The sequence below is a fragment of the Myxococcus sp. AM010 genome (assembly GCF_013372585.1).
In the GTDB taxonomy this organism is placed as follows: domain Bacteria; phylum Myxococcota; class Myxococcia; order Myxococcales; family Myxococcaceae; genus Myxococcus; species Myxococcus vastator.
The window spans coordinates 1-9,503 of record NZ_JABXEO010000146.1; the positions used below are offsets into that span (position 1 = coordinate 1).

Sequence of the window (9,503 nt, forward strand, 5' to 3'; positions counted from 1 at the left end):
GCCCCGAGACGACGCTGGCCCCGCAGTTCGACCCGCCCTCGGAGGTCCGCGAGGGAGAGGTCCGCGAGCAGCGCGCGTTCATGGAAGGTGTCAGCCTGCTCATGGTCGACTCCGCGCCGGCGGGCGCGACAGTGTCTGTGAACGGTCGAACGGAAGGCACCACGCCGCTGTCGGTGACGCTGGAGTGCGTGACAGACGCGCCGGTTACGGTGAAGCTCACGCGCCGAGGCTTCAGCTCCCTGGAACACACGCTCTCATGCCGTCAAGACACCATGACCCAGCTCTTCGGAAGGCTGCGCAAGGGGCAGAGCGGCTCGAAGCCGTGAGCACCGCGTCCAACACCGTGCTCGTCGTGGACGACGACGCCGACATCCGGGAGGCCGTCCAGGACATCTTGTCCTTCGAAGGCTACGCCGTGGCCCAGGCCGCCAACGGCCAGGAGGCCCTGGCGCTGCTGTCCGGGCCCCACGCGCTGCGGCCGTGCCTCATCCTGCTGGACTTGATGATGCCCGTCATGGACGGCGAGGAGTTCGTCGGCCGGCTTCAGCAGGAGCAGCGCCTGGCGGAGCTGCCCATCATCCTCGTCACGGCGAGCGGCCGCGCCCAGCTCCCCGGGGTCCGCGCCGTCCTCAAGAAGCCCTTCGACATGGACGTGCTGCTGAGCGCGGTGGGTGAGCACCGCCACTGACGCCCCCCTTCAGGAGCGCCGCGCGCCCGTCAACATCGCGGCCACCTGCGGGTCCAACTGGAAGGACTCGAAGAAGCGGTCCGCGTCCTGGGGCGGCTTGCCCTCCGGGTGCAGCAGCAGCTGCTGGTAGAGCCGGGGCCCCACCAGGAAGAAGCGTCCGCGCAGGTGACGCGGGCCGGACACGCCCTCCACCTCCCAGCCCGGGAAGCCACTCAGCACCAGCGGCCGCGCGGACAGCCCGGTGGCGCCCAGCGCCTCCAGCGCCCCATGGCTGGCCCGGGCCACCACGTCACGCGGGTCCGCCTGGGACACCGCGGCCGCGGGGAAGTCCGTGTAGGAGACGTAGTAGGCGGTGTCCACCTCCGGCCGCACGGCGATGAAGGTGTGGAGTGTCACCGCGCCGACATCCGTCTCCTGCGAACGGCGCTCCTCGCTCACCGGCCCGGGAATCGCGACGGAGAAGCCCCCTTCCGTGGACTGGACGACAGGCTCGGCGGCCCGCGGAGCTTCGGCCTTCGCGGCGGCGGTCGGCGCCTGCTGGCGGGAGGCACACGCCCCCAGCCCTCCCAGGGCCAGGAGGGCGGCGAGCGGCGCGGCGCGGCGCGAAATCTTCATAAGGTCAGGCGACTCCTGAAGGTTGGACCCCGAAGGTACGTCGAGCCTCGCGTGAACGCATCCGCCGTCTCCACGTGGACGCGCGCCATGCGACGCTTCACGCCAACCTGGGGGCAGCCCCTCAGTGCAGGGTGTCCTGGGGGGACGTCAGCCCCGCGTCCTCTTCGGAGTGCCGGGCGGCCTCGGCGGCCACGGCCAGCCGCACACAGAAGACGGAGCCATGGCCGGGCTGGCTCACCACGTCGATGCTGCCCCCGTGCCCCTCGACGATGCGCCGGGCCACCGACAGGCCCAGTCCCACGCCCGGGGCGCGCTGACGGGCGTTGCCGGCGCGCTGGAAGGGCGCGAAGAGCAGGCGCCGCTCCTCCTCGGAGATGCCGATGCCCTGGTCCGTCACGCACAGGACAGCCGTGTCCTGCTCGCGGCGCACGGCCACCTCCACGGTGCTGCCCGCCGGCGAGTACTTCAGCGCGTTGCTGATGAGGTTGTGGAGCACCTGCTCCAGCCGTGCCGGGTCTGCCCGAACCGGCACGGGCACGTCCGGCAGGCTGAGCCGGAGGCCATGGCCGGTGTCGCCGGAGCGGTAGAGCTCCACCACCTCGCGGGCCAGCTCACGCGCGTCCCGCATCTCCGGGCGCAGCTCCAGCCTGCCGGCTTCGATGCGGGTGGCGTCGAGCAGGTCGCCCACCATGCGGTCCAGCCGCTCCACCTGCCGCCCCACCAGGGCCAGAGTGCGGTCCATGCGCTCGGGCGTGAGCTGGGCGCGACCGCGGTCCGACAGGGCCGTGGACAACTTGAGGGCGGACAGCGGATTGCGCAGCTCGTGCGCCACGCCCGCGAGGAACGCGAGCTGCTGCTCCTGCTGGTGGGACAGGCTGTTGGCCATCTCATTGAACGTGCGCGCCATGTCCCGCAGCTCGGTGGGCCCGGCCTCCGGCGCCCGGGTGCGCTTGCTGCCCGCTCCGAAGCGGCGCATGGCCTGGCTGATGTCCCGCAGCGGCTGGAGCGCCACCCGCCGCAGCAGCGCGCTCACGATGAGCACGCCGAGCAGCAGCGAGCTGCAGAGCACCACGCCCACGAAGTCCGCGATGGTGTTCCACCGCTCCGACTCCGAACGGGCCGCGCGCGCTCTCTCCACGTTGAGGGCGATGACCTGCTCCAGGCCATTCAACGCGGCGTCCAGCGCCGGGCCCGCCTCCCACTCCGCGCGCGCCAGGTCCCGCTGGGCGGAGAAGTAGGCATCCACGTCCTCGCGGACCTCGTCGAGCCGCTCGCGCTCCGCTTCCGTCGAGGCGATGCGCCGCAGCTCCCCAATCTGCCGGTACAGCGAGGCCTCCAGCTCGGACCGCGGCAGCCCATCCGGGCCGCGCGGCACCCGGGCGGGCCCTTCCCGGACCATCCGGTCGTGCGCCAGTAGACCCACCTCCAACTCCTCGGACACCCGGATGCCCTCGACGGCGACCCCCAACGTCGCGGCCGAGCGGTCGAGCACGCTCGTCAAGACGATGAGCAGGGTGGCGACCGCCAACGTCATCAACGTCAGCACGCCCATGGTGGCGGCGAGCCAGGAGCGCAGGCTCATGGCGCCACCCCGGGCAGGACGAGGGCCATCTGGGACACCGGGCAGACACCCGAAGGGACCTTCACTTGCGCTCCTCACGGGGCTCCCAGGCACGAGGGCCGCCCCATTCCTGAGAGAAGCAACACGGCCAAGGCCCACGGGATTCGCGGACCGGATGGCAAGCGGGCACGCCCCGCCAGTTCCCCGAAAGCGGACGTCACCGGAGAGCGTCAGCCGTGCTAGGGAGGAACGATACGCGGTCGGCAAGCCCCCTGGCCGACGAGCGAGAGGCCTCCATGGACATCATCTCCCAGCCGGTACGCACCCTGAAATTCGATGGCTTCTGGCGCTGGCTCCAGGAGCACACGCACTGCATCCTGCGGTGCGGCTCCGTGGACGCCATGCTGTATGACCACGACGACTTCCACTGGGCCCTCCTGGAAGAGGAGCGCCAGCACATCGTGCAGGTCCTCAAGGGCAAGGTGCTGGTGGGCGAGCTGGTCATCCCCGGCCGCGAGGTGACGGAGGTGAATGTCGCCCCCGACCCGGACACGGGCGCCCAGGGCCACTTCCTGGTCGAGCTCATGGGCGGACCGAAGGAAGACCCGCAGGCGCTCTACCACTTCATCATGGCGCACGGCATCGACCCGGCGCCGGGACACAAGGACCTCAAGCACTGAGGACGGTGCGCTCGATGAGCGTCACCGCGTCGTCCGTCCCGCTGACGTAGGGCCTCTCGCTCCGAGCCGGGCAGGCACGGGCGAGGCCGGCGGCACGCGCCACCAGCGCCTCCACGGAGCCCGCCCGCTCCTCGGGGCGCAGCCGCAGGGCCTGCCTGTCGTAGAGCCGGGGCCGCGCGAGCGCCACGAAGGGCGTCCCGGTGGCGCGGGCCTCCTGCACGGTGTTGTACCCGCCCGCGCCGACGAGCACGTCCACGCCGGGGAGCACCGCCAGCGCGGGCCACGTGGACCTGCGCAGGGCCAGGCCCTCCTCCAGGGAAGCCCCAGCCCGCCTGCCTTGCTTGGCGCGCGGCGCGGACGCTGGCGCATCCATCGCCGCTCCAGGCGGCACCAGCCACCGGACCACGGCCTCTGGCCCCAGCGTCGCTTCCAGCCGAGCGGCGATGTGCCCCGCCTCCCCCACTTCCTCGGGGGTGCCACAGCCCATCACCGCCACCAGGGCGCGCGTGTCCTCCTCGGGCACGCCCAGCCGCGCGCGGGCCTTGTCACGGGGCAGCAGCTCGCTGGCGCGCAGGAGCAGCCAGGGCGCGGTCCTCACGGCGCGAGGATGGTTCGCGAAGGGCGCGGCCTCGCCCGGGACGAGCAGCAGGTCGAACGCGTCCACCGCCCGCGCCAGGCCGTACTGCTTCACGTACGTGGGGTTCACGTCGCGGTGGATCAGCACCTTGCGCGCGCGCACGGAGGGCAGCAGCGGCGCCAGCTCGCCCCCGAGCCCCCGGGGGAAGGTGTCCACGACGAACAGGTCCGGGCGCACGTCCTCCAGGCACTGCTCCACCACTTCTCCCACGGCCTCGCGCCCCAGCGCGGGACTGAGCCGGAGCACCTCGACACCGGCGCCCAGCACGTCCTCCAGCGGGAGCCCGCTCGCGAACGGGCTGTTGGTGAGCAGGACGACGGCGTGCCCTCGGCGCGAGGCCGCGCGCGCCAGCGCGGAGGCACGGGTGAGGTGCCCCATGCCGCCTCCCAGGGCATAGACGAGCCAGCGGCCAGCCATCAGCTCCCGCCCATGTCCTCCTCGAAGGAGGCGTCGTCCTCGTGGCGGAGGCTCTCGCCGTCAGCCTCGGTGAAGTCGTTGGCGTCGTGGGCCCTGCCGCGCCCCGACGTGGCGGCGGCGCCGTAGTACCCGTAGTCGTCGTAGTAGTAGCTCGGGTGGTCCTCGTCCACGCCGCCCTCGTCGCCGGTGTGGTCCTCGTGCTGCCGCGCGCACGTCGCGCAGAGCATCTCCCCACCCACCGGCATCACGTGCTGCTCACACAGGGGCATCGCGCACCGCATGCACGTCATGGCCGCGGCGCTCCCACAGCCATGGGAGAACAGGAAGCCCACGTTCGCCTGGCAGAGCAACCCACTCATGGCTGGACACGCTCCAGGGACGGCGGCGCCTGGAGGTAGAAGAGCAGCGCCATGCGCAGCGGCGGCTCCAGCGCCTCGAAGGCGAGGCACGCGGCGGCCTCCGCCGCCAGCAGCGACTTGGTGGCGAGCAACGTGCGCCCCTTCGCATCACGCAGGGACACCTTGCCCTCACGCACCTTCACGCGGGCCACGTCCGCGCCAGCGCCGTCCTGGATGCGGGCGCCGTCGTCCTCCGGCCACACGGAGTACAGGAGCGTGCCCTTCATGTCGTTGAGACGCCAGCCTGGCCCCTGCCGCGCGAGCGTGAACAGCACCTGCCGCTGCTCGCCATCCCGCACGGTGAGCGCCCCGCCCGCGGAGCCGACGACGTACCCCAGCGCCACGTCATCCGGGCCGGAGACCTTCAGCGCCGCGCCCTTCCACTTGTAGCGCGCCAGCTCGCGCTCCTCGCCGTCCACCAGCTTGGCGCCGTCGTCCTTCGGCTTGAGGGAGAAGCGCGCGCGGTCGGCGTCGTCCTTGAACTTGAGCTTGCCCGCGAGGCCCTTCACCGCCGCGGGGGCGCGGGGCACCTCCAGCGCGCGCATGGCGGGGGGCGGCTCGGTGTCACCGGGCTTGCAGCCTCCGGCGGCGCCCGTGAGCGCGACCAGGGAACAACAGAGAAGGAACCGGCCCATGCCCATCATCACGAAGCCTTCGCCTGCTTGCGCAGGTGTTTGGAGTAGTTGAGGACCTGGTAGAGGCTCAGCAACATCATCACCACCGTCTTCGGCGCATCCACCGCGTTCGACGGGATGGCGGGGCCGGCGTCCCATTCACTTTCCACCAGAGTGCGCAGGGACATCCGGTCCTCGCCCAACTGGAGCTTGTCGACGGCGGCGCCGTCCGGCAGGCGCATGGCCTGGCGGGCCTCCGGCTCCAGCAGCGCCAGGTCCGGATGACGCTCCGCCTTCACGCGGAGCTGGACCTGGAGCAGCGCCCAGCTCCGCTTCCGGTGCTTCGTCTTGGTCTTGCCGCTGCTGCTGCGCCGGGTGCGCGAGCGCTTCTCGAGCCACTGCACCATGGCGATGCGCAGGTGCGTGCCGTCCAGCAGCCGCGTCTGGAGGGTGAACCACGGGTCGGCGAAGTTCTCCGCGTCCCAGCCGGTGGGCGTGACGCGCTTGCCCTGCAGTTTCCCCGGGCTGTCCACGGGCGTGAAGTCGAGCACCAGCTTCACGGGCGCGTCAGGGCCGATGTCACGGCGCAGCCGGTGGAGCACCTGGGAGGCCAGCGTGTATCGCCGGTTCTCCAGGTCCAGGCTCCGGAAGCGCAGGTACACGGTAAGACACCCCACGGACCCCACGAGCAGCGCGAGTCCCGCCCACTGGGTGAGCTGCAGCGCGAGCGCGTCCTCGGGCCCCTCCTCCAGCGTCGTTCGAAAGATGAAGATGATGACAGCGGCGGCCAGGCACAACAGGGTCGACTGACCCCAGCTCCGCCGCGCTTGCTCCACCTCCACGTCCAGGACGCGCAGCCGCTCCAGGTCTTCCCTCAGCTCCCCGACGGGGCCGCTGCACCTGTAGACGCGTTCCTCGCGAAAGCGGTCAATGTTGAAAGCCACGATGGGTCGCGCCCCCTCGGCGGTACGAAAGAGGGGGAAGCGTAAGGGTCCGTGCCGTAGGGGTCAAACCCTCCTGTGATAGCAACACGCGTGTGTCTCACGCTCCCGGCACCGGCATCGTCTACGCGTCGTTCGACCGCTTCCCTTCGCCCAAGGGCGCCGCGGTGCACATCCGGGCCTTCGTGGAGGCGCTGGGCGCGGCCTTTGGCCAGGTCGACCTCGTCGCGCTCCGGGACAACCCCAGCGCGCCCACCGGGCCGCTCGCGTTGGTGGAGGGCGTGACGTACCACCCGCTGGAGTCACGCGGGAAGGACCTGATGGCCCAGGCCTTGTCGTTCCGCGCGCACCTGGCGGCCTGGTGGCGCGGACGGCCGCGCGCCTCCGTCGTGCACGTGCGCTCCATCTTCGAAGGCTACCCCGTCGCCTGCCAGAAGGACGCGCTGACGGACGCGCTCGTCTTCGAGGTGAACGGCCTGCCCTCCATCGAGCTGAAGTATCACTACCCGGACGTGGCGGATGACGCGGAGCTCTTGCGCAAGCTGGTGGCGCAAGAGGACGTCTGCCTCTCGCGCGCGGACCTGGTGGTGACCCCGAGCGCGGTGACGGCGGAGTACCTGGTGACGGCACGGGGCGTGGAGTCCTCGCGCGTGCGGGTGATTCCGAATGGCGCCGACCTGGAGGTGTTCCGGTACGCGCCGCCGCGACCCTTCGAGCCCGGGCGCCCCGTGCGGCTGCTGTACAGCGGGACGATGACGTCCTGGCAGGGTGTGCACCACGCCATCGACGCCTGCCGGCTGCTGCGGCGGGAGCTGCCCACGGTGCTGACGCTGGTGGGGCCGCTGCGTCGGCACACGCGGCGGGCGCTGATGGACCGGTGCGGGGACCTGCTGCTGGAGGGCGCCGTGGAGCTGCGGGAGCCCCTGCCCCAGGCGGAGCTGGCGGCGCTGCACCAGGCCTGCGACGTGGTGCTGGTGCCCCTGCCCTTCAACGACCGCAACTGCGTGCAGGGCTGCTGCCCGCTGAAGCTGCTGGAGGCCATGGCCACCGGGACGCCCGTGGTGGCCAGCAACCTCCCCGTGGTGAGCACGCTGGCCGCGCCGGACGAGGTGATGTTGATACGGCCGGGCTCGGCGAAGGCGATTGTTGAAGCGGTGAAGGCCCTGAGGGCGGACCCCACCCTGGGCCCCGCGATGAGCGCGAAGGCGCGAGCGCGCGTGGCGCGCGACTTCCCGTGGAGCCGCGCGGGCGAGGCCCTGGTGAGCGCTTACGAAGAGCGGCTCGGGATGGCGCGAGCCAGCACGCGGCGGAGCACCTCCGCCTCCGCGTGAGCCTGAAAGCGCTCCTCGATGCGCTGACGGGCGGCGGCGCCCATCGCGGCGCGCTCTTCGAGCGGCAGGGAGAGCACGTCCAGGCACGCCTGCCCCAGGTGATTGAGCAGGGCCTTGGAGACGATGAAGCCATTGCGTCCGTCATCCACGGCCTCGGGGATGCCGCCGGCGTCGCTGGCGATGACGGGCCGGGCGCAGGCCATGGCCTCCAGCAAGGCGTTGGGCATGCCCTCCCACAGCGACGGCTGGAGGTAGACATCACACAGGCGCAGGTGCGCGGCGATGGCCTCCGGTGTGTCCAGCGGCCCGGAGATGAGGATGCGCGCGGCGTCCTCGGGATGCTCGGCGCGGAAGGCGACCAGGTGCTCGGCGTCGCGCGGCCGCACCTCGCCGATGACGAGCAGGCACGCGGGCCGGACGCGGCGCACCGCGGTGAGGGCGGAGAGCAGGAAGGGCAGGCCCTTCTTGTGCCGAAGCTCCCCGGAGAAGCCAAGGACGGCCTCGTCGGGGGTGATGCCCAGCCGCGCCCGGAGCGCCGGGTCCGCGGGGCCGGGTGAGAAGATGCCGGTGTCGACGGCGTTGGGGATGACCTCCACGGCTTCGTCCCGCCCCAGCAGCATGCGCATCTTCCGGCCCAGGTCCGCGGAGGCCGCGGTGAGGACGCGGGCCCGTTGCAGCGTCCACAGCAGGCGCGCGAAGTCGCCCGGGGGGAACATGAGCTGGTCCACGTCGTTGCCCCGGGCGCTGACGGTGGAGGCGATGCCCACGGACTCGGCGAAGGCGACGGCGAGGAACCCGGGCGGAGACAGGTAGTGCCCCCACACCAGGTCGTAGTGATGCTTCGCGTGCAGGTAGCCGAGCACGTCGAGCGTGTGCTGCATGGACAGGTCCGTGCTGCCGAACAGCCCCAGCCGGTGGAGCGTCACGCCTCGCGCGAAGGGTGAGACGTCCCCGGCGTCCGCCACCGTCTGGAGCGCGCCTGGCGCCGCCGTGCGAGTCCAGGCCAGCACGTCCACCCGGGCCCCCAGCTTCACCAACGAGCCCGCGGTGCGCGCGCCACTGCGGGCCAGGCCTCCGATGTCGGGAGGAAAGCGTTCAGCGATGAGGAGGACGCGCGGGCTGTCGGACATGGCCGCGCCACGCTACCTCCTTCCCACGCCATCGCCACGCACGACCTGGGCCTGGAGCCCTTCAACCTGTCGGCTCAACTCTCTCAGCTCAACTCAACATTTCAGGGGCGGAACTTCTTGCTCATGCCCGGCATTCACCACGCGGGCCTCCCTCCGGGCAAGCCCCACCGCGATTACCGCAACACGCTCCTAGAACTGGGCGCGGACCGTCCAGCGACGCGCGAGCGTGAGCACGAGGTGCGCGCTCGGTGGGGCATCGGTACCCGTCCGGTGGACGTCGTGCCAGGAGGCTTGATGGCGGACGAGGACCGTGCTCGGCGAGCGCCTCGACGAGCGAGAGCTGTTCAGTGACTGAGCTGGAGGGGCGAATCGGGAGGGTCGGCGGCGCGTCGCCGCTTCCACTCGTGGGGTAGCAGCTCACCGATGCGCGAGTTGGGGTGTGTCTGCACGCGCAGCAGGACGTCCGCGAGATACGTCTCGGGGTTGACGCC

The 9,503-nt window shown here is 71.6% G+C and carries 12 protein-coding genes; 4 read left to right on the plus strand and 8 right to left on the minus strand.

Annotated features, from left to right (window positions below; translation table 11 throughout):
- Both HV826_RS34985 and HV826_RS34990 read left to right on the plus strand, forming a co-directional pair.
- The coding region (locus tag HV826_RS34985) for a PEGA domain-containing protein (RefSeq protein ID WP_176421363.1) at nucleotides 1-326 on the plus strand (326 nt) is incomplete at its 5' end.
- Complete coding sequence (locus HV826_RS34990; RefSeq protein WP_176421364.1) at nucleotides 323-688, plus strand: response regulator; 366 nt, start codon at nucleotides 323-325, stop codon at nucleotides 686-688. The genes HV826_RS34985 and HV826_RS34990, both read left to right, overlap by 4 nt.
- Nucleotides 689-697: 9 nt before the next feature.
- Here the strand turns inward: HV826_RS34990 and HV826_RS34995 are convergent, their stop codons facing one another.
- A complete protein-coding gene (locus HV826_RS34995; protein ID WP_176421365.1) occupies nucleotides 698-1,303 on the minus strand; it encodes a hypothetical protein in 606 nt (201 codons plus the stop codon).
- Between the two features lie 121 nt (nucleotides 1,304-1,424).
- Entirely contained in the window at nucleotides 1,425-2,885 is a 1,461-nt protein-coding gene (locus tag HV826_RS35000; RefSeq protein ID WP_176421366.1) for a HAMP domain-containing sensor histidine kinase, read from the minus strand.
- Between the two features lie 275 nt (nucleotides 2,886-3,160).
- On the opposite strand from HV826_RS35000, the gene HV826_RS35005 reads away from it, so the two are divergent.
- Nucleotides 3,161-3,544: a serine/threonine protein kinase gene (locus HV826_RS35005; protein WP_163783216.1), complete on the plus strand. Its 384-nt coding sequence runs from the start codon at nucleotides 3,161-3,163 to the stop codon at nucleotides 3,542-3,544.
- Here HV826_RS35005 and HV826_RS35010 read toward each other — a convergent pair.
- From HV826_RS35010 to HV826_RS35025, 4 genes are read right to left on the minus strand one after another with little or no spacing between them, the layout of a single operon-like run.
- Nucleotides 3,534-4,598 (minus strand): hypothetical protein, encoded by a 1,065-nt coding sequence (locus tag HV826_RS35010; protein WP_176421367.1) that lies wholly within the window; start codon nucleotides 4,596-4,598, stop codon nucleotides 3,534-3,536. The two genes, HV826_RS35005 and HV826_RS35010, sit on opposite strands and share 11 nt — an antisense overlap.
- Nucleotides 4,598-4,957 (minus strand): hypothetical protein, encoded by a 360-nt coding sequence (locus HV826_RS35015; RefSeq protein ID WP_176421368.1) that lies wholly within the window; start codon nucleotides 4,955-4,957, stop codon nucleotides 4,598-4,600. The genes HV826_RS35010 and HV826_RS35015 overlap by 1 nt, the downstream gene beginning before the upstream one ends.
- Nucleotides 4,954-5,640 (minus strand): hypothetical protein, encoded by a 687-nt coding sequence (locus HV826_RS35020; protein WP_217917929.1) that lies wholly within the window; start codon nucleotides 5,638-5,640, stop codon nucleotides 4,954-4,956. The genes HV826_RS35015 and HV826_RS35020 overlap by 4 nt, the downstream gene beginning before the upstream one ends.
- Nucleotides 5,640-6,554, minus strand: coding sequence for a hypothetical protein (locus HV826_RS35025; protein WP_255208512.1), 915 nt, complete (start codon nucleotides 6,552-6,554; stop codon nucleotides 5,640-5,642). Before HV826_RS35025 ends, HV826_RS35020 begins: the two co-directional genes overlap by 1 nt.
- 92 nt (nucleotides 6,555-6,646) lie before the next feature.
- Between HV826_RS35025 and HV826_RS38195 the strand changes: the two genes are divergently transcribed.
- Nucleotides 6,647-7,882, plus strand: a complete 1,236-nt coding sequence (locus HV826_RS38195) for a glycosyltransferase family 4 protein (RefSeq protein WP_176421370.1) — start codon at nucleotides 6,647-6,649, stop codon at nucleotides 7,880-7,882.
- Here HV826_RS38195 and HV826_RS35035 read toward each other — a convergent pair.
- Together HV826_RS35035 and HV826_RS35040 are read right to left on the minus strand one after the other, a co-directional pair.
- Nucleotides 7,819-9,012 (minus strand): glycosyltransferase, encoded by a 1,194-nt coding sequence (locus tag HV826_RS35035; protein WP_176421371.1) that lies wholly within the window; start codon nucleotides 9,010-9,012, stop codon nucleotides 7,819-7,821. The two genes, HV826_RS38195 and HV826_RS35035, sit on opposite strands and share 64 nt — an antisense overlap.
- Nucleotides 9,013-9,356: 344 nt before the next feature.
- The coding region (locus HV826_RS35040) for a transposase domain-containing protein (RefSeq protein ID WP_176421372.1) at nucleotides 9,357-9,503 on the minus strand (147 nt) is incomplete at its 5' end.

Bases quoted from the DNA above. Each gene is read 5' to 3' on its own strand.
- HV826_RS34995 (WP_176421365.1), bottom strand. From the start codon at position 1,303: ATGAAGATTTCGCGCCGCGCCGCGCCGCTCGCCGCCCTCCTGGCCCTG.
- HV826_RS35005 (WP_163783216.1), top strand. From the start codon at position 3,161: ATGGACATCATCTCCCAGCCGGTACGCACCCTGAAATTCGATGGCTTC.
- HV826_RS35020 (WP_217917929.1), bottom strand. From the start codon at position 5,640: ATGATGGGCATGGGCCGGTTCCTTCTCTGTTGTTCCCTGGTCGCGCTC.
- HV826_RS35035 (WP_176421371.1), bottom strand. From the start codon at position 9,012: ATGTCCGACAGCCCGCGCGTCCTCCTCATCGCTGAACGCTTTCCTCCC.
- HV826_RS35010 (WP_176421367.1), bottom strand. From the start codon at position 4,598: ATGGCTGGCCGCTGGCTCGTCTATGCCCTGGGAGGCGGCATGGGGCAC.
- HV826_RS35000 (WP_176421366.1), bottom strand. From the start codon at position 2,885: ATGAGCCTGCGCTCCTGGCTCGCCGCCACCATGGGCGTGCTGACGTTG.
- HV826_RS35015 (WP_176421368.1), bottom strand. From the start codon at position 4,957: ATGAGTGGGTTGCTCTGCCAGGCGAACGTGGGCTTCCTGTTCTCCCAT.